Consider the following 18,991-nt stretch of genomic DNA (forward strand, 5'->3'; position numbering starts at 1 on the left):
ATGATATCTTTTTCAAAATTTTAAGGAGGAGCATTTTTTTTATGTCAATCGAAGTAGGCAGCAAGTTGGAGGGAAAGGTAACTGGAATCACTAATTTCGGAGCATTTGTTGAATTACCAGGTGGTACAACAGGTTTAGTGCATATTAGTGAAGTTGCCGACAACTATGTAAAAGACATTAATGAACACTTAACAGTTGGTGATAAGGTAACTGTAAAAGTAATTAATGTTGAGAAAGATGGAAAGATAGGATTATCTATTAAAAAGGCGAAAGATAATCCAAATCAAGGACGTCGTAACAATAGTGGGAAAAACAAACGAGATCGTACCGAATCCTTTGAAGCAAAAATGAACAAATTCCTTAAAGACTCTGAGGATCGTTTAGCATCACTTAGAAAAAACACCGAATCTAAACGCGGAGGTCGAGGTGCTAAAAAAGGATAACTTGCTGTCTATCGAATCGTGAATGTAACAAAAGTAGAAATACTGTTAATAATAAGTAAGGCTGATTCCTTTAAAGGAATCAGCCTTTTGTTGTTGCACGTTAAGAAAGTATAAAATAATACTTACATCTTTTTTCCCAATTCTTCTTCTGTGTCGATTATGATAGCGGCGGAGGGAATCGAACCCACGACCTTACGGGTATGAACCGTACGCTCTCGCCAGCTGAGCTACGCCGCCACATTCCAAATAATAGCGATTATGGAAATTACAGATGTTATAATACAATAGCATAGGAAGTGTGTCAATAGCCATAAAAGGGGGAGTTCAATTGATTTGCCTAATTCGCCACGGAGAAACTGATTGGAATTATAATGGAATGCTGCAAGGAAAGACAGATATCCCATTGAATGCAACAGGACGACAGCAAGCGGAGGAATGTCGCGTTTTTTTGGAGGATTCTGAGTGGGATGTTATTGTAACAAGTCCATTAATAAGAGCAAGACAAACTGCAGAAATCATTAACAAAAATTTAAATCTGTCCATCGTAGAAATGGAAGAATTTCAAGAAAGATCATTTGGTGATGCAGAAGGAACAACGAAGGAAGAACGAAATAAAAGGTATCCAGATGGAAACTATCCTGGAATGGAAACGCGTGAATTCGTTACGGCTCGTGTGATGAATGGAATGGAACAAATCATAGAAAAGTTTGGCAATAAAAAAGTATTGTTAGTGGCACATGGGGCTGTTATTAACTCGATTTTGTCTTCCATTTCTAATGGAGAAATCGGTTCAGGTAAGACAACCTTAATTAATGCGTGTATTAGTAATGTCCAATTTTTTGAAGGGCAATGGAAGGTTCATAATTACAATCAAATTAATCATTTAACGAAATATAATCATTAGTTAGGGGGGTAAATGTGGAGTATGTTGATATATTTGACCAACATCGGAACAGGATTGGAAAAGCAACGAGAGAAGAGGTACATAAAGAAGGTTTTTGGCACCAAACATTTCAGTGTTGGGTTGTTATGATTGAACAAGGTAAAATTTATCTCCTATTTCAACACCGACATCCCCAAAAAGATCTGTTCCCAAATTTACTTGATATATCTGCTGCTGGTCACCTGTTATCAGGGGAAACACCGGAAGACGGTGTACGAGAAGTAGAAGAGGAATTAGGTTTGAAAGTGGAGTATTCTGACCTAATTTCGGTCGGTATTTTTTCCGAGCAGCTGGTGGGAGAAGCCTATAAAGATTTTGAGCATTGTCACGTTTTCCTATATGAATTTGAAGGTTCAATCCATAGCTTCGATTTACAGGAAGAAGAAGTAACTGGTCTAGTAAAGATACCATTTTGGGAGTGGAAGGAGCTAATAGAGGGTCGAAAACAACAAATGAGAGTTACGGGGTTTCAAATCAAAGATAATCAAAAAATAGTAAAGGATTTTACCGTTAAGAAACAAGATTTTGTTCCACACCAAGCTGAGTATTACCAAATGATATGTGATGCAGTGGAAGCAGAGTTTGCTAAATAATTGTTTGTGATATTATTTGTTGTTCATTTCCATTTGAGTTAAAAATATGCTAAAAATCAACATTATCCTTTAAAAGAGCCAAATAAATAAAGGCTCTTTTCGTATTCTTCGTTTTTTACTACACAGTTGACACATAATGCGACATAACATTATCGTGACTACTTCCATCCTATATAAGATGAGTGCTAATCTAAGCTGCGGAAAAACACTCGCTTTCCATGGGGAACGCTTCAGCCTCCTCACGAGCAAAAAGCGCTCGCTGCGGGGTCTTCAGACTGTTCCTTTCCCATAGGAGTCTCGCATTTTTCCGCAGCTTAGATTATTATTATGGGGAAAAATGTCTGACTTCTATTTATATATCACTATACATCGGAGGAAATACACGTAAAGTCCCCTAAATTATTTCCTCCCCCCCATTCGCCTAAAAATCAAAGTTAGGGATGAACTATCGACAGGAACCTAAAAGTAAATCTGCTTTTTATGTTGAAAAGGGTGTGCTTGCCTAGAAACTAGTCGAACATTTTTGTACGGCACTTCTGTTGTTTTGACAAAAAAATAAGGACAAGTATGTTTTAATGGTCAACAAGAAGGAGTGGTGTAGAATGATGGGTTCAGCAACAGGGAACGAATCCAAATCATTAGTTGTTCATGACAATAATGTACGGACTTGGAAGAAGAAGCTTGGAGACAAGGTAAAGCTACTTTTCATCGAAAAAGGCTGGCTTATGTTCGTTGTCGGCTTTTTATTAGGACGAGCAGTTGTCCTTTCCTCGTTATCACCATTTGCACTCGCTTTTTTAGCATCTGTGTGGTTTATGCGAAGAGATAAGGCGTTAAAATTAATGCTTGCGACATTCGCAGGCGCATTAACCCTTAACTTTCAACATGGCGGTTATGTGATAACGACAATGATAGTCTTTGTATTTTTAGCATCGTTTGTCAAACATATGAGTCATCAGCAAAAAATTATTCCGATACTTGTGTTTTTTTCAAGTTTTCTCACTCGTTTGCTTACTTACTATGTAACAACTCAGTTAACTTCCTATGAATGGATGCTTGCTGCAGTAGAAGGTGTATTAAGCTCGGTGTTAGTACTTATCTTTATGCAAAGTATTCCATTATTATCACCAAAAAGATATAAACCAACACTAAAAAATGAAGAAATTGTTTGCATGATCATTCTACTTGCTTCTGTATTGACCGGTACAATAGGTTGGGAAATTCAAGGGGCATCTATCGAACAAATTTCATCACGGTACTTAGTGTTGTGGCTCGCTTTCGTAGGAGGAGCTGCTATTGGTTCAACAGTAGGGGTAGTAGCTGGGTTAATTTTAAGTCTCGCAAATGTGGCAAGCTTGTATCAAATGAGTTTACTAGCTTTTTCAGGTCTATTAGGAGGTCTGTTGAAGGATGGCAAAAAAATTGGAGTAGGATTAGGTCTGCTCGTTGGTACGCTTCTCATTGGTATCTATGGAAAAGGGCTAGAAGCTCTACTTCCATCAGTAATGGAATCAATGATTGCTATCATTTTGTTTTTCTGTACGCCAGAAAGCTGGATTAAAACTCTATCTAGGTATATTCCAGGAACGATTGAACATTCAAAAGAGCAAGAACAGTATTTACAAAAGGTTCGTGATGTCACTGCAAATCGTGTAAAACAATTCTCCAATGTCTTTCATGCTTTATCTGACAGTTTCACTTTAGAACAGAAAACGACATTAAAAGAGGAAAATGATAGAGAGACGGATTACTTTCTAAGCAATGTAACGGAAAAAACTTGTCAAAGCTGCTTTAAGAAAGAGTGGTGTTGGGCACAAAATTTTGATAAAACCTATGATATCATGACAAATTTAAAAGGAGATTTAGAAGAGGGTAATCATCCAAATAAAGTGTTACAACGGAATTTTGAAAACCATTGTGTAAAATCAAAAAAAGTACTTGATACGATGAAACAGGAGCTCTCCTTTTTTCAGGCTAATCAAAAGTTAAAGAAACAAGTTAGTGAGAGTAGACAATTTGTTGCAGATCAATTGCTTGGTGTTTCACAGGTAATGGGTGATTTTGCTCAAGAAATATTAAAGGAAAGAGAAAATCATGAGCAACAGGAGGTTGAAATAGTTGCTGCATTAAATCATATGGGAATCGAATTGGAAAAGTTAGATATATATAGCTTGGAAAAAGGCAACATTGATATAGAAATGAATTTATCCTTTTATAACTATCACGGAGAAGGACAAAAATTAATAGCACCAATGCTATCTGATATATTAAAAGAAACAGTAATTGTGAAGGAAGAGGAAGTATCACCAGTTCCAAATGGGTATTGCTATCTATCGTTTGGATCTGCGAAGAAGTTTATTGTTGAAACAGCTGTATCGCATGCTGCAAAAGGTGGTGGTTTAGTTTCTGGTGATAGTTACTCTACGATTGAGCTGGGCGCAGGAAAATATGCGATGGCCATTAGTGATGGAATGGGAAATGGAGAACGAGCACACGAAGAAAGCACAGAAACGTTACGGCTATTACAACAAATCCTGCAATCAGGAATTCAAGAGCAGGTTGCGATTAAGTCCATTAATTCAATTTTATCACTTAGAACAAGTGATGAGATTTTTTCAACATTGGATTTGGCGATGATTGATTTACACAATGCCGCTGTTCGATTTTTAAAGATTGGATCTATTCCTAGTTTTATTAAACGAGGGAACAAAATTATTAAAATAGAAGCTAGTAATCTACCGATTGGAATTATACAAGAGTTTGATGTAGAGGTGGTAAATGAACAGTTAAAAGCTGGCGACTTATTGATTATGATGAGTGACGGTATTTATGAAGGGCCGAAAAATGTGGAGAATGTAGATATGTGGTTGAAGCGGAAAATAAAAGAGGTGGAATCAGAAGACCCACAAGATATGGCTGATCTTATATTAGAGGAGGTAGTTCGTACTAGAGCAGGAGAAATTGAAGATGATATGACGGTATTGGTTGCGAAAATAGAAAAGAACAACCCGAAATGGGCAGCAATTCCTACCTACTCCAAAAAGGCTAATTAGTAACGGTTTATTTCATCTATTAACATATAAAACAGGTATAACTCTTCCTTTTATTGGCGACAATGTTGATAAAGCATATTCGCTTTGAGACGGATGCTCAACGTGATTAGGGATAATAAGAGGAGGAGTTATACCATGAAAAAAGGAACGTTAAAGCAAATTCTATTAATTACAGATGGTTGCTCGAACAAAGGCGAAGACCCATCGGCTGTTGCTACATTAGCTGCCCAACAAGGTATTACCGTAAATGTTATTGGTGTATTAGAGGATAATCAGAGTGAAGATTCCATGGGCTTGCAGGAAGTAGAAGATATTGCCATGTCAGGTGAAGGGGTTAGTCAAATTGTTTATAAAAAAGCATTATCTCAAACGGTTCAAACCGTCACGAAACAAGCAATGACACAAACACTACAAGGTGTTGTTAATCAGGAGTTAAAGCAGATACTGGGACCAAATCAAACACTGGAGGAGCTACCACCAGAACAACGAGGAGAAGTGATGGAGGTAGTGGAAGATTTAGGGGAAACAAGTGATTTAGAGGTGCTTGTATTGGTTGATACTAGTGCAAGCATGCATAATAAACTACCGACTGTTCAAGAGTCTCTGATTGATTTGTCGGTTAGTATGAATGCAAGAATTGGCCGAAATCGTTTTGCTATCTATGCTTTCCCTGGGAAGAAAAAAGCAATTGATAAAGTTCTCGATTGGTCACCAAAACTAGATTCAATCTCCTCCATATTTCCGAGGCTAACCAGTGGAGGAATAACGCCAACAGGCCCTGCAATTAAAGAAGCGATGTATCAATTTGGTAAATCAAGCTTAAAAAGGAGCTTTATGAGAGAAGATGCGCCAGATATCGAAGAAGCAGGGTATTAATTTAAGACCTGGAATCAAGGTTACGGGTAAATGGCACCAAAAAGAATACATCATTAAAAAGAAATTAGGAAGTGGAGCAATTGGTTCTGTTTATTTGTGTGAACAACAGGATGGAAAGCCTGCTGCCTTAAAAATCAGTGAAAAAGGATCCTCCGTAACAATGGAAGTTAATGTACTAAAAACCTTTCAAAAGGTCCAGGGAAATCGCCTTGGACCTTCTTTGTTAGATGTCGATGATTGGATTGATCCACAGGGAAATCGCTATTCCTTTTATATCATGGAGTATTTAAGGGGAAAGCAATTATCAACGTTTGTTTCTAGCCATGGAGAAGAATGGCTAGGCATACTGATGCTACAACTATTAGATGACTTGGAACAACTACATCAAACAGGGTGGGTATTTGGGGATCTAAAAACAGAAAATTTAATTGTTACCTATCCTCCACCACGTATCAGGTGGATAGATGTTGGTGGTACGACACAAATAGGAAGGTCTATTAAAGAGTATACAGATTTTTATGATCGTGGTTATTGGAATATGGGGTCTAGAAGGGCGGAGCCATCCTATGATCTTTTTGCTTTAGCTATGATAATGATTCAATTTTATTACCCAAATCGCTTTGAGCGGGGAACAGATCCTAAAAAAACATTATTCCATAAGTTGCGACAAACCCCACCATTAAAAAAGTATGAACCGAGTATAATAAAAGCACTGAAAGGACAATATACATCCAGCATAGAAATGAAAGCAGAGCTAGCAGCCCTTATCATGAAGCAACCATCGTCTTTTTTACAGACAAAACAAAGAAATCATGCGAATCCTTCTATGACTCAGAAAAAATCACGCAAATATCAGAAAAGGAAGCGTACTAAACATCATTCTGTTTTAGAGGGTGTAGGAATATTCGTCGTCGTTTTATTGTTTTATTTTATCTATCTTATCCTGCAGTAGGGTTATGATATAAAGTCTGTTCCTTCTATTCATTTTTTTGTAGTATAGTAGAAGAATGATAGGATAAAAATCTGCACCTATAACCAAAACGGAGTGGGGAAATGATGGATAAAGAAGTTCTGAAATTTATAAAAAGACATAGCTTATTACATCGGAACGCAACTGTTTTGGTCGGTGTTTCGGGTGGTCCGGATTCGATGGCCCTCCTCCATTTTTTGTATACCATAAAAGAAGAATATAACCTGCGTTTGGTCGCATTATCTATCGATCACGGTTTAAGAGGGAATGAATCGAAGGAAGATGTTCGCTATGTAGAAAAGGTTTGTAATAAGTGGAAAATAGAATTTATTGAAACTTTTCTTGACGTTCAATCGTATAAGGATAAAGAGCGGAAAGGAACACAACTCGCAGCAAGGGAACTACGTTATCAGTTTTTTAAGGAAAAAATGGAAGCGTACCAAGCTGATTACTTGGCATTGGGGCACCATGGAGATGATCAAGTAGAAACGATACTCATGAAGGTGATTCGTGGTGCTAATCCACAAGGTGTAACTGGAATAACTGTAAAGCGCCCTTTTTCAAATGGTTTTCTTGTGAGGCCATTGTTATGTGTGTCGAAACAAATAATTGAAGAATATTGTTCGGAAAATGAAATAGATCCGAGAAGGGATCCATCTAATAAAGAAACTATCTACACTCGAAACTATTTCCGCATTCATATTCTACCGTTGCTAAAACGGCAAAATCCTAGCTTACATAAAACATTTCAACGTTTAAGTGAAGCAGCGTTACATGATCAACGTTATTTAGAAGAACAAGCAAGGCAGCTCATTGATGAAATTGTTCATTTTAATGATGAAAAAGGAGAAGTTAGTTTTGAATGGATACGGTTTGTGGAATATCCATTTGCTTTACAAAGACGCTCCTTTCATCTAATATTGAACTATCTATACGATGAGGTTCCTGATGACTTATATTATGTGCACGAAGATCTGTTTTTTGATTTAATACATAATGAAAAGGCGAATGTAAGTGTGGACATGCCAAAGAACCTAAAAATGGTGAAAGCCTATCAAACCATTTTGTTTTATTTCGAAGATCAATCAAATCAAACCAGTTATCGTAATTGGTTACAAATTCCAGGTAAAGTTGTTCTACCGGACGGAGCATCGATTATTGCCTCTATTACGGATAATCCAGAAGAAGATTCGAAGTTTGTGATGAGTCTTCCATTCAATGACAATATCAAACCACCTTTAATCGTAAGGTCTAGACAAGCTGGTGATAAGTTGAAGGTTAGAGGGTTAAACGGAAGTAAAAAGGTGAAAGATATTTTTATTGATGAAAAAATCCCAAGACAATTAAGAGATAGCTGGCCGTTGGTTGTTGATCAAGAAGGAAATATTCTATGGTTGGTTGGAATAAGAAAAGGTTATTCAAGTAATAATTCTAAGTCAAGGGACTATCTTCGATTACAATATGTAAAGGCAACATAGGAGGACCAGGGATGGATAAAGACATCGAAAAAGTGTTAATTACCAAAGAGGAAATTGAAAAAAAGTGTAAAGAACTAGGTGCAGAATTAACAAGGGAATATGATGGCAAATTTCCATTAGCAATTGGAGTGCTAAAAGGTGCAATGCCTTTTATGTCAGATGTGCTTCGCTATACGGAAACCTATTTAGAAATGGATTTCATGGATGTTTCTAGCTATGGTAATGAAACGAGATCCTCTGGAGAGGTTAAAATTGTAAAAGACCTAGATACGAAGGTTGAAGGCCGTGATTTACTCATTATAGAGGACATTATTGACAGCGGACTGACATTAAGTTATTTGGTTGATCTATTTAAATATAGAAAGGCAAATTCGGTTAAAATCGTAACTTTACTCGACAAGCCGGAAGGACGCACTGTGGATATTAAAGCAGATGTTGCCGGATTTAAAGTACCGAATGAGTTTGTTGTCGGTTATGGTTTAGACTATCAAGAAAAATATCGGAACCTTCCATATATAGGCGTATTAAAGCCTGAAGTTTATAGTGGAAGTTAAAATTATTAATAATTTTCAGTAATTAGTCGTAAAATTGTAACATATCTTAAAAGGGTAACTGTATTAGTTGTAATCGTCCTTTTTAATATGATACTATTTACTATAGTTTTCTCGCTTGGGAGGAGGTAGGCAATGAATCGAATTTTTCGTAACGTAATTTTTTATTTTCTAATATTCCTAGTAGTTATTGGAGTTGTCGGAGTATTTAATGGACAAAATAATCAAGCAGAGCAACTCAAAGTAAACGAATTTTATCAAGCGCTTAGTAATGGTGAAATCGAAGATATGACCTTACAGCCCTCCAATGGGGTATATCGGATTACAGGTGAATTAACCGGGGGAACCTCGTTTATTTCACAAGTACCAGATAACCCAGATGTTGTAGCAAGTATTACTGAAACGGCATCTGATCAAGGAATATTAAGTGTTGAAGAGGAAGAACAACCAAGCGGATGGGTAACCTTTTTAACTACCATGATTCCGTTTGTTATTATATTTATTTTATTCTTCTTTCTTCTTAACCAAGCTCAGGGCGGCGGTAGTCGTGTCATGAACTTTGGTAAAAGTAAAGCTAAAATGTACAGCGAAGACAAGAAGAAGGTACGATTTAAAGATGTAGCAGGGGCGGATGAAGAGAAGCAAGAGCTAGTCGAGGTTGTTGATTTCTTAAAGGATCCACGTAAGTTTGCTGCCATCGGTGCAAAAATCCCTAAAGGGGTCCTATTAGTAGGTCCTCCAGGTACAGGTAAAACCCTTCTTGCACGTGCAGTTGCTGGTGAAGCAGGTGTGCCATTTTTCTCCATTAGTGGTTCCGATTTCGTGGAGATGTTTGTTGGGGTAGGTGCCTCTCGTGTTCGTGATTTATTTGAAAATGCGAAAAAGAATGCACCTTGTATTATTTTTATTGATGAAATTGATGCAGTAGGTAGACAACGTGGCGCTGGTGTTGGTGGGGGTCATGATGAACGTGAACAGACGCTTAACCAGTTGCTAGTTGAAATGGATGGTTTCGGTGAAAATGAAGGTATCATTATTGTAGCAGCAACGAACCGTCCGGATATATTGGACCCTGCATTACTACGTCCTGGACGTTTTGACCGTCAAATTACTGTAGATCGTCCGGATTTAAAGGGACGAGAAGATGTGCTTCAAGTACACGCTCGTGACAAGCCTTTAGCCGATAATGTTGAATTAAAAACGATTGCGATGCGTACACCAGGTTTTTCTGGTGCAGATTTAGAAAACTTGTTGAATGAAGCTGCTCTAGTTGCAGCTAGAGGAGACAAGAAAAAGATTGACATGGATGATGTCGATGAAGCAATAGACAGAGTAATTGCTGGTCCTGCTAAGAAAAGTAGGGTGATTTCCAAAAAGGAAAGAAACATTGTTGCTTATCACGAAAGTGGTCATACGGTCATTGGAATGGCATTAGATGATGCTGATATGGTACATAAGGTAACGATTGTACCTAGAGGTCAAGCTGGTGGATACGCCGTTATGCTTCCAAAAGAAGATCGATATTTTATGACTAAACCGGAATTATATGATAAGATTACTGGCCTGCTAGGTGGACGTGTTGCCGAAGAAATTATCTTTGGTGAAGTTAGTACGGGTGCTCATAATGACTTCCAACGAGCAACAGGAATTGCACGTAAAATGGTTACGGAGTATGGTATGAGTGATAAGATTGGTCCATTACAGTTTGGAAATACAAGTGGTCAAGTATTCTTAGGTCGAGATATGCAAAATGAACAAAATTACAGCGATGCTATTGCGCATGAAATTGATAAAGAAATGCAGAAAATCATAAATGATTGTTATGGGCGAGCCAAGGAAATTCTAACCGATAAGAAGGATAAGTTAGAGCTTATTGCTTCAACATTATTGGAAGTAGAGACCTTGGATGCAAAACAAATCAAATCACTTTTTGAGGATGGAGTAATGCCTGAGCCAAAGGTTGTTGAAGCAGATGAACAGCCTAAAACAGAAGGCACATCGGATAAAGATGTAAAAGTAAACATTCAAACAAGATCAGAGGAAGAAACTTCTGAAGATAACGATCAAAAAGATCAGGATAAAAAAGAATGAGTAAAAGCCTTCTCACATTGTGGGAAGGCTTTTTATAATTAAATATGATATGATGTACGAGAAAATTAAGAGAAATGGTGGAAAAGATATGATATTTGTTTTGGATGTAGGAAATACCAATACTGTGTTAGGTGTTTTTAACCAAGAAGAATTGAAGTACCAATGGCGAATAAATACGGATCGGCATAAAACGGAAGATGAATATGCAATGCTAATCAAATCACTGTTAGAAAATGATGGCTTGTCCTTTAATGATATTGAAGGGATTATCATTTCTTCTGTTGTACCCCCAATCATGTTTGCTTTGGAACGGATGTCTCAAAAATATTTTCATTTGGATCCATTAATTATAGGTGGCAAAATGGTCGATCATTCATTAAAAATGGTTTATCCAAATCCAAGTGAACTAGGGGCGGATAGAATCGTTAATGCAGTGGGGGCTATTGAGGAGTATGGCGTTCCTTTGGTTATTATTGATTTTGGAACCGCTACTACGTATTGTTATATAAATGAACATGAGGAATACGTAGGTGGAGTAATCGCGCCAGGAATTAATATTTCTTTAGAAGCTCTTTATTCCAAGGCAGCAAAGCTACCAAAAATAGAAATCAAAAACCCGGGAAATATACTTGGGGAAACAACAGTAGAAGCCATGCAAGCAGGTGTTTACTTTGGTTATGTAGGTCAAGTGGATGAAATTGTTCGTAGACTTCAGGTGGATGCGGTTCAAACGCCAAAAGTTATTGCAACTGGAGGGTTGGCAACTCTAATATCTAGTGATTCAAAGACGATTGATATCGTTGATCCATCACTAACTTTAAAAGGCTTATATAAAATTTATAAAAAGAATAAAAAATAATGATAACCGGTAAGGAGTGGATGGAGACATCATGAGTGATTATCTTATTAAAGCAACAGCATTTAATGGAACAGTAAGAGCATACGCCATTCAATCAACGGAAACGGTAGAAGAGACAAGAAGGAGACAGGACACATGGGCGACAGCCTCTGCGGCAATTGGACGCACGGTTACTATTGCTGCCATGATGGGCTCGATGCTAAAGGGAAAAGATAAGATAACTGTAAAACTGGAGGGTAATGGCCCAGTTGGTGCAATTATTGCTGATGCAAACGCTGTAGGTGAAGTAAGAGGATATATTTCAAATCCACATGTTGATTTCGATCTAAATGAGAAAGGTAAGCTAGATGTAGCTAGGGCTGTTGGAACACAAGGTAACTTAAGTGTTGTGAAAGATCTTGGTCTAAAGGATCATTTTACAGGACAGGTTCCTATTGTTTCAGGGGAAGTAAGTGAAGACTTTACCTATTATTTTGCAAATTCGGAACAAATACCTTCGGCTGTCGGTGCAGGAGTATTGGTGAATCCTGACCACTCGATTCTTGCTGCAGGCGGCTTTATCGTTCAGGTGATGCCAGGAGCGGACGATGAGACAGTTGATGTAATTGAAACAAGAATTAATGAAATACCTCCAATTTCAAGTCTAATTAGAGAAGGAAACACACCGGAAGAGATTTTAGATCGTTTATTGGGGAAAGACAATTTGAAAATTCTTCAAAAGCAAGAAGTGATATTCTCCTGTCATTGTTCAAAAGAACGGATTGAAAATGCCATCCAAAGTCTTGGCAATGATGAAATTGATTTAATGATTAAAGAAGATAAAGGTGCAGAGGCAACGTGTCATTTCTGTAATGAGGTTTATACGTTGAACGTGGAAGATCTACAGGCTTTAAAATCCGAGTGAGGAGAGGAACTGGGGGATGACTAGGAAGTTTCTGTTTGGAGTAATCATTAGTCTCCTGATAACAAATTTAACAACAATAGGTGTCTGGATGGTAGAAAGAAATCAAGATCTAAGTGAAAATTTTAGTGTTCAGGTTAATAAAAATGAAGCTGTAGCAACGATTAATAATAAGGAAATTTTCTATGACGATTGGATAGGAGCATTAGAGGGTAACTTTGGTGAACAAGTGTTGAAGGATTTAATCAATAAAGAAGTGGTCTTTCAATTAGCAAAGGAGCAAGGAATCGATATTAATCAGAAGTTAATCGATAGAGAATTGTCGTTACTGTTTACAATGGCTGGTGTTTTAACTCATGATGAAATTGAGCCCCAAATAGAAAAGTGGGAGCAACGATTACTTTATCGACTGTATATGGAAGAGTTATTAACCCAGGATATTTCCGTGGATGAAGGTGCTATCAGGAAGTATTATGAAAATCATGGTGGACAGTATGAATTTGACGAATCGATCCAATTATCCCATATTATTGTGAACGATAGAGAAACGGCAATACAAATAACAGATGAGTTAAATGCTGGTGCTTCCTTTGCTGCGCTGGCAAGAGAATACTCGATAGATGAGAACACTAAAAGTGATGGAGGATATTTAGGCTTTTATACTGAAACGACCGAATTTTTACCTTCTGATTACTTCTCAAAAGCAATTGAACTGGAAGAGCATACCTATAGTGAACCTTTTGTAACCAGTAACGGTATTGCCATTCTCTATTTGCATCGCCGTTTACCATCAATCTCCTTTTCTTATGAAGAGCTTAAGCCCCATATGAAGCGAGAATTAGCATTAGAAGAGATTGAAACAGTCATTTCAGCTGATTTGTTGTGGGACAAAGTAGATGTAGATTGGATTTATGGGAATTATTAAAATTTTCCAACTAAATTGGTTGACTTTTTACCTAGTTATAGCGTACATTGGATATAAATCCAATAAAAATACTAGGGATTGGAGTGTGGGGAAAAAATGAAAGTTGCGCAATCAATTGCAGATTTAATTGGTAATACTCCGATAGTGAAATTAAACAGAACAGCAGACGCAGAGGGTGCAGAGATTTATGCTAAATTAGAGTTTATGAATCCAGGCAGCTCTGTAAAAGACCGTATTGCTCTAGCCATGATAGAAGCAGCAGAAAAAGATGGTAAACTAAAAGAAGGCGATACCATTATTGAACCAACTAGTGGGAATACGGGAATCGGGCTAGCATTAGTAGCTGCAATAAAAGGTTATAAAACAATACTAGTCATGCCTGATACGATGAGTATGGAGCGTCGTAACCTATTGCGTGCATATGGTGCAGAGTTAGTTCTAACACCTGGTGCAGAGGGAATGAAGGGCGCAATAAAGAAAGCGACAGAACTTCAAGAAGAGCATGGATATTTCATGCCTCAGCAATTTAATAATGAAGCGAATCCTGAGGTACATGCTCGTACAACAGGTAAGGAAATAGTGGAACAAATGGGTGATCAGTTAGATGCATTTGTTTCTGGAATTGGAACTGGTGGTACTATAACCGGTGCAGGAAAAGTATTAAAAGAACATTATAAGGACATAAAACTTTATGCTGTTGAGCCAGAAGCTTCTGCAATATTGTCTGGAGGAAATCCAGGTCCACATAAAATACAAGGGATTGGAGCAGGTTTTGTTCCTAGCATACTTGATACGGAAATTTACGATGAAGTCATTGCAGTGAGTAATGAAGATGCATTTGCTACAGCTCGTGAAGCAGCGAAAAAGGATGGCCTTCTAGGTGGAATTTCATCAGGTGCTGCCATCTATGCGGCTAAGAAAGTAGCAAAAGAATTAGGCAAAGGGAAAAAGGTATTGGCTGTAATCCCAAGTAATGGAGAACGTTACTTATCTACACCTTTGTATCAGTTTGAAGACTAAAAATAAATGTAAGGTGATAGGGTTGACCTTTATAGAGGTCAGCCCTATTTTTTTCATACATAGAGTTTTTCTTAAGTTCTAATTTTTTTAGCCAATCCATGAAGAAATAAAAGAAATGGTGTAGAATAAGGAATAAATGAACAAAGATGAAGGCGGAGTTTTACATGAACAAATGGTTACGGACCGACGTAAAAAATTACAACTTAAAAGATAGAACACTAATTATGGGTATTTTAAATGTGACACCGGATTCTTTTTCCGATGGTGGTAGTTTTACAGATGTAGAAAAAGCTGTGGAACAAGCAATCTCCATGGAACGTGATGGTGCAGATATTATAGATATTGGGGGAGAATCAACAAGACCAGGTCATGAACCAGTCTCTTTAGATGAAGAGATAAACCGAGTAATTCCAATTATTAGAGCAGTAAAACGGGCAGTACATATCCCGATTTCGATTGATACGTATAAAGCTGAAACTGCAAAACAAGCAGTAAAAGCTGGAGCATCGATTATCAATGATGTTTGGGGAGCTAAAAAGGAACCAGAAATTGCCCGTGTTGCCGCTGATATGCAGGCACCAATTGTTCTAATGCATAATCGAGATAATAAAGACTATGTATCACTAATCGATGATATGAAATCAGACCTTCAGGAATCGATTGAAATCGCTGTTCGTGCCGGTGTACAGAAATCTAATATCGTTTTAGATCCAGGAGTTGGTTTTGCTAAAACAGTGGAGGACAACCTTATGGTGATGCGGAACCTTGATCAGCTAACTGAATTAGGCTATCCGTTACTACTAGGAACTTCTCGTAAATCAATGATTGGTAAAGTGTTAGATTTACCCGTTGACCAAAGAGATGAAGGAACGGGTGCAACAACTTGTTATGGGATTACAAAAGGTGTCGATATTGTCCGTGTACACAATGTATCCTTAAACGTAAGAATGGCGAAAATGATGGATGCAATGATTGGAAAAGGAGATACTACAATTGGATAAGATTTATTTAAACAAAATGGAGTTTTACGGCTATCATGGGCTATTTCCCGAAGAAAACAAATTAGGACAACGTTTCTATGTTGACTTGGCATTAGAGTGTGACTTAAGTATAGCGGGGAAAACAGATCGTATGGAGGACTCCATTGATTATGGTATGATTTATCAAAAAACAAAAGCAGTTGTTGAAGGAACTGCTTTGCATTTAATAGAAGCAGTTGCTGAGAACATTGCTAATCAGTTACTTGGAAATTTTAACAAGCTTTATGCGTGTAAAGTAACGGTTTATAAACCAGATCCACCAATTCCTGGTCACTATCAGTCTGTTGCGGTGGAAATTTATCGGGAGCGAAAGAAATGAATACAGCATATGTTGCGTTAGGATCTAACATCTCACCTCGCTTTACTTATCTACAGAAAGCGATTGATCTCTTATCGACTTATGAAGAAATAGAGGTCATTCAACAGTCTTCGATTTATGAAACAATTCCTGTCGGTTATGCAGAACAAGGAAATTTTTTAAATATGGTTGTAAAAATCAGGACAAGTCTGGACCCGTTGGTATTACTAAGCTACTGTCAATCAATTGAGAAAAAACTTGGAAGAAAACGGGAAATTAAATGGGGGCCTAGAACAATAGACCTTGACATTTTACTCTATAATGAAGAAAATATTAAAACGGAGCAATTAACAGTTCCTCATCCTAGAATGCATGAGCGGGCCTTTGTGTTAATACCATTATGCGATATAGACCCGTCAATAAATATCCCTTTTTTAAACAAAACTGTAAAGGACGTTCTGGATGAGGTGTCATCTCAGGAAAAAAAGGGAGTTATCAAATGGGTGCGATCGAATGGGGAAGAAGAATAAAGGCTTATCGTAAGTTGAAGGGATACACACAAATTCAATTTGCTCAAAAGCTAGGAATTTCAGTTTCCATTGTTGGTGAAATCGAACGAGGAAACCGAATGCCTGCCAATGAATTAATCCATCTAATTACGGATGTTTTAGATATCTCTATTGAAGAGTTACGCCCTGAAGACTGAAAAGGATGCTCATTTATATTTGACATAGAGGGTATTCTAATCAGTAGTACTTGCACCAATGGCAGGAGTTAGTTAGAGGCGAAGGCTAGAGTATCTTAAAAGGGATATCCGTTGACACTCCTCCTGTCGTTTTCTATACTAATCCATGAGTGAGATACTGCCAGTGCTTTACTGGCAGTTTTTCTAATTACATAAGAACTATAAGGATCTTTTTAGTTTTGAGTTTAAATATATACAAATAATATGATTGGAGTGAGCGATCGTGGCTGAAGAGTTAAATGAACAGATGCAGGTGCGCAGAGATAAATTAGAATCCTATTTGCAAAAAGGATTAGATCCATTTGGTGATAAATTCATTCGCACCCACTTAGCGGAACAATTAAGAGAAGCGTATGACCAATTCTCGAAGGAAGAACTAGAAGAGAAAGCAATTGAAACTACCATTGCTGGTAGAGTGATGACAAAGCGCGGAAAAGGAAAAGCTGGTTTTTCTCATATTCAAGATTTGAGTGATCAAATTCAATTGTATGTTAGAAAAGATGCAGTTGGAGAAGAAGCTTACGAGCTTTTTAACACAACAGATTTAGGTGACATTGTTGGAGTTACTGGTACGGTGTTTAAAACAAAAGTAGGTGAACTATCTGTAAAAGTAACAGATTACCAGGTTTTAACCAAATCATTACGTCCGCTTCCTGAAAAGTTTCATGGTTTAAAAGATGTAGAACAACGCTATCGTCAACGCTATCTGGATTTAATTACAAACCCACAAAGTAAAGAAACATTTATTACACGCAGTAAGATCATACAATCCATGCGCCGATATTTAGATGATAAAGGCTTCCTTGAAGTAGAGACACCAATGATGCACGGAATTCCAGGCGGTGCTTCTGCTCGACCATTTATTACGCACCATAATGCACTTGATATTCCTTTATATATGAGGATTGCAATTGAGTTGCATCTGAAGCGGCTAATTGTTGGTGGTATGGAGAAGGTTTATGAAATAGGTCGTGTGTTTCGGAATGAGGGAGTATCCACCAGACATAATCCTGAGTTTACAATGTTAGAGCTATATGAAGCATATGCTGATTTTCATGATGTAATGTCATTAGTAGAAAATATGGTTGCACATATTGCTAATGAAGTAGTAGGAACTACAACGATCTCTTATGGTGATGATCAGGTAGATTTAAACCCTGAGTGGAAAAGAGTTCACATGGTTGATGCAGTAAAAGAAGTGACAGGTGTAGACTTTTGGAAGCAAATGAGTGACGAAGAAGCAAAAGCTTTAGCAAAGGAACATGGTGTTGAAATTCAGAACACGATGCAATTTGGTCATGTTGTTAATGAGTTTTTCGAACAAAAAGTGGAAGATACATTAGTGCAGCCGACATTCGTTTATGGTCACCCTGTTGAGATATCTCCACTCGCTAAGAAAAATAAAGAAGATGATAGGTTTACGGATCGATTTGAATTGTTCATTGTTGGTCGAGAACACGCAAATGCATTTTCTGAGTTAAATGATCCAATTGATCAACGTGAAAGATTTGAAGCTCAAGTCAAAGAAAAAGAACAAGGAAATGATGAAGCGCATGAGATGGACGAGGATTTCCTTGAGGCTTTAGAGTATGGAATGCCGCCAACAGGTGGTTTAGGAATTGGTATTGATCGTCTAGTTATGTTATTAACCAACGCCCCGTCGATTCGCGACGTGTTGCTGTTCCCACAAATGAGAAATCGAGAATAAAGTGAAAGAATAAGGAAACTTTCGTGTAAAAGCGGAGGTTTCTTTTCTTTTTGATAACAAGAGCATATGTATAATGGAGCGTATTTTCGATAGCATTTTAGGCAAAACTCTTCATTAAAAATGGGAAGGTGTCACTTTTTCTTGATTCATGTTTAAAATGAGTTGTAATGGGTAAAGATAAATTAATGGCTATAAGTCGTCATCCATTTATTGGTTCTAAAAATTTATTGATTTAGGAAATAAACCATGATAAAGTAATAAACGTTGTCAAAAAACAGACACGAATATCATTTATTCAATTATTTTGTTGACTATGTTTTATAATGGTGATATATTAGAAAAGTCGCAATTAAGAGTCGACAAAAAAATTTCTAAAAAGTTATTGACTTCCACGAAACAACTTGTTATACTATAAAAGTTGTCGCGTTAAAGAACAACAAACATTTGATCTTTGAAAACTGAACAAAACAACCAGTATGTTAAATAGAAAGCGTAGG

At 37.3% G+C, this 18,991-nt stretch carries 18 protein-coding genes and 1 tRNA gene; 18 read left to right on the top strand and 1 reads right to left on the bottom strand.

What is annotated here, in order from left to right; all coding sequences use genetic code 11:
- Positions 1-41: 41 nt before the first annotated feature.
- Positions 42-443: a S1 domain-containing RNA-binding protein gene (locus tag JOC48_RS18115; RefSeq protein WP_204501830.1), complete on the top strand. Its 402-nt coding sequence runs from the start codon at positions 42-44 to the stop codon at positions 441-443.
- 163 nt (positions 444-606) lie between these two features.
- On the opposite strand, the gene JOC48_RS18120 is transcribed toward JOC48_RS18115, so the two are convergent.
- Positions 607-680, bottom strand: a tRNA-Met gene (locus JOC48_RS18120).
- A gap of 91 nt (positions 681-771) precedes the next feature.
- Here JOC48_RS18120 and JOC48_RS18125 point away from each other — a divergent pair.
- From JOC48_RS18125 to lysS, 17 genes are all read left to right on the top strand, one after another.
- Positions 772-1,347: a histidine phosphatase family protein gene (locus JOC48_RS18125; RefSeq protein ID WP_275580775.1), complete on the top strand. Its 576-nt coding sequence runs from the start codon at positions 772-774 to the stop codon at positions 1,345-1,347.
- A 14-nt stretch (positions 1,348-1,361) separates the two neighbouring features.
- A complete protein-coding gene (locus tag JOC48_RS18130; RefSeq protein WP_204501831.1) occupies positions 1,362-1,979 on the top strand; it encodes an NUDIX domain-containing protein in 618 nt (205 codons plus the stop codon).
- Positions 1,980-2,581: 602 nt separating this feature from the next.
- Positions 2,582-5,032 carry a stage II sporulation protein E gene (spoIIE, locus tag JOC48_RS18135; RefSeq protein WP_420829230.1) on the top strand — a complete coding sequence of 817 codons (2,451 nt, stop codon included), beginning with the start codon at positions 2,582-2,584 and terminating at the stop codon, positions 5,030-5,032.
- 93 nt (positions 5,033-5,125) lie between these two features.
- On the top strand, positions 5,126-5,908 hold the full coding sequence (locus JOC48_RS18140) for a VWA domain-containing protein (RefSeq protein WP_204501832.1): 783 nt from the start codon (positions 5,126-5,128) through the stop codon (positions 5,906-5,908).
- Positions 5,877-6,860 carry a protein kinase domain-containing protein gene (locus JOC48_RS18145; RefSeq protein ID WP_204501833.1) on the top strand — a complete coding sequence of 328 codons (984 nt, stop codon included), beginning with the start codon at positions 5,877-5,879 and terminating at the stop codon, positions 6,858-6,860. The genes JOC48_RS18140 and JOC48_RS18145 overlap by 32 nt, the downstream gene beginning before the upstream one ends.
- 104 nt (positions 6,861-6,964) lie before the next feature.
- The gene (gene tilS, locus JOC48_RS18150) at positions 6,965-8,356 is read left to right on the top strand and encodes a tRNA lysidine(34) synthetase TilS (RefSeq protein WP_204501834.1); all 1,392 of its coding nucleotides are present in this window, start codon (positions 6,965-6,967) and stop codon (positions 8,354-8,356) included.
- An 11-nt stretch (positions 8,357-8,367) separates the two neighbouring features.
- A complete protein-coding gene (gene hpt, locus JOC48_RS18155) occupies positions 8,368-8,910 on the top strand; it encodes a hypoxanthine phosphoribosyltransferase (protein WP_204501835.1) in 543 nt (180 codons plus the stop codon).
- A 132-nt stretch (positions 8,911-9,042) separates the two neighbouring features.
- Positions 9,043-10,998: an ATP-dependent zinc metalloprotease FtsH gene (ftsH, locus tag JOC48_RS18160; RefSeq protein WP_204501836.1), complete on the top strand. Its 1,956-nt coding sequence runs from the start codon at positions 9,043-9,045 to the stop codon at positions 10,996-10,998.
- Between the two features lie 88 nt (positions 10,999-11,086).
- On the top strand, positions 11,087-11,857 hold the full coding sequence (locus JOC48_RS18165) for a type III pantothenate kinase (RefSeq protein ID WP_204501837.1): 771 nt from the start codon (positions 11,087-11,089) through the stop codon (positions 11,855-11,857).
- Positions 11,858-11,888: 31 nt separating this feature from the next.
- Positions 11,889-12,761, top strand: a complete 873-nt coding sequence (gene hslO, locus JOC48_RS18170; protein ID WP_204501838.1) for an Hsp33 family molecular chaperone HslO — start codon at positions 11,889-11,891, stop codon at positions 12,759-12,761.
- Positions 12,762-12,777: 16 nt separating this feature from the next.
- On the top strand, positions 12,778-13,683 hold the full coding sequence (locus JOC48_RS18175; protein ID WP_204501839.1) for a peptidylprolyl isomerase: 906 nt from the start codon (positions 12,778-12,780) through the stop codon (positions 13,681-13,683).
- Positions 13,684-13,779: 96 nt separating this feature from the next.
- Positions 13,780-14,703 (top strand): cysteine synthase A, encoded by a 924-nt coding sequence (cysK, locus tag JOC48_RS18180; RefSeq protein WP_204501840.1) that lies wholly within the window; start codon positions 13,780-13,782, stop codon positions 14,701-14,703.
- Between the two features lie 164 nt (positions 14,704-14,867).
- On the top strand, positions 14,868-15,704 hold the full coding sequence (folP, locus tag JOC48_RS18185) for a dihydropteroate synthase (RefSeq protein WP_204501841.1): 837 nt from the start codon (positions 14,868-14,870) through the stop codon (positions 15,702-15,704).
- A complete protein-coding gene (folB, locus tag JOC48_RS18190) occupies positions 15,697-16,062 on the top strand; it encodes a dihydroneopterin aldolase (RefSeq protein WP_204501842.1) in 366 nt (121 codons plus the stop codon). The genes folP and folB overlap by 8 nt, the downstream gene beginning before the upstream one ends.
- The gene (gene folK / locus JOC48_RS18195) at positions 16,059-16,571 is read left to right on the top strand and encodes a 2-amino-4-hydroxy-6-hydroxymethyldihydropteridine diphosphokinase (RefSeq protein ID WP_204501843.1); all 513 of its coding nucleotides are present in this window, start codon (positions 16,059-16,061) and stop codon (positions 16,569-16,571) included. Before folB ends, folK begins: the two co-directional genes overlap by 4 nt.
- Positions 16,541-16,747 (top strand): helix-turn-helix domain-containing protein, encoded by a 207-nt coding sequence (locus tag JOC48_RS18200; protein WP_204501844.1) that lies wholly within the window; start codon positions 16,541-16,543, stop codon positions 16,745-16,747. Before folK ends, JOC48_RS18200 begins: the two co-directional genes overlap by 31 nt.
- A 262-nt stretch (positions 16,748-17,009) precedes the next feature.
- Positions 17,010-18,494, top strand: coding sequence for a lysine--tRNA ligase (gene lysS, locus JOC48_RS18205; RefSeq protein WP_338024345.1), 1,485 nt, complete (start codon positions 17,010-17,012; stop codon positions 18,492-18,494).
- Positions 18,495-18,991: the final 497 nt, after the last annotated feature.

Origin of the sequence: Aquibacillus albus, from assembly GCF_016908325.1 — a bacterium.
GTDB lineage: Bacteria > Bacillota > Bacilli > Bacillales > Amphibacillaceae > Aquibacillus_A > Aquibacillus_A albus.

Bases quoted from the DNA above. Each gene is read 5' to 3' on its own strand.
- JOC48_RS18115 (WP_204501830.1), top strand. From the start codon at position 42: ATGTCAATCGAAGTAGGCAGCAAGTTGGAGGGAAAGGTAACTGGAATC.
- spoIIE (WP_420829230.1), top strand. From the start codon at position 2,582: ATGATGGGTTCAGCAACAGGGAACGAATCCAAATCATTAGTTGTTCAT.
- JOC48_RS18140 (WP_204501832.1), top strand. From the start codon at position 5,126: ATGCTCAACGTGATTAGGGATAATAAGAGGAGGAGTTATACCATGAAA.
- JOC48_RS18145 (WP_204501833.1), top strand. From the start codon at position 5,877: ATGCGCCAGATATCGAAGAAGCAGGGTATTAATTTAAGACCTGGAATC.
- tilS (WP_204501834.1), top strand. From the start codon at position 6,965: ATGGATAAAGAAGTTCTGAAATTTATAAAAAGACATAGCTTATTACAT.
- hpt (WP_204501835.1), top strand. From the start codon at position 8,368: ATGGATAAAGACATCGAAAAAGTGTTAATTACCAAAGAGGAAATTGAA.
- ftsH (WP_204501836.1), top strand. From the start codon at position 9,043: ATGAATCGAATTTTTCGTAACGTAATTTTTTATTTTCTAATATTCCTA.
- JOC48_RS18165 (WP_204501837.1), top strand. From the start codon at position 11,087: ATGATATTTGTTTTGGATGTAGGAAATACCAATACTGTGTTAGGTGTT.
- hslO (WP_204501838.1), top strand. From the start codon at position 11,889: ATGAGTGATTATCTTATTAAAGCAACAGCATTTAATGGAACAGTAAGA.
- JOC48_RS18175 (WP_204501839.1), top strand. From the start codon at position 12,778: ATGACTAGGAAGTTTCTGTTTGGAGTAATCATTAGTCTCCTGATAACA.
- cysK (WP_204501840.1), top strand. From the start codon at position 13,780: ATGAAAGTTGCGCAATCAATTGCAGATTTAATTGGTAATACTCCGATA.
- folP (WP_204501841.1), top strand. From the start codon at position 14,868: ATGAACAAATGGTTACGGACCGACGTAAAAAATTACAACTTAAAAGAT.
- folK (WP_204501843.1), top strand. From the start codon at position 16,059: ATGAATACAGCATATGTTGCGTTAGGATCTAACATCTCACCTCGCTTT.
- JOC48_RS18200 (WP_204501844.1), top strand. From the start codon at position 16,541: ATGGGTGCGATCGAATGGGGAAGAAGAATAAAGGCTTATCGTAAGTTG.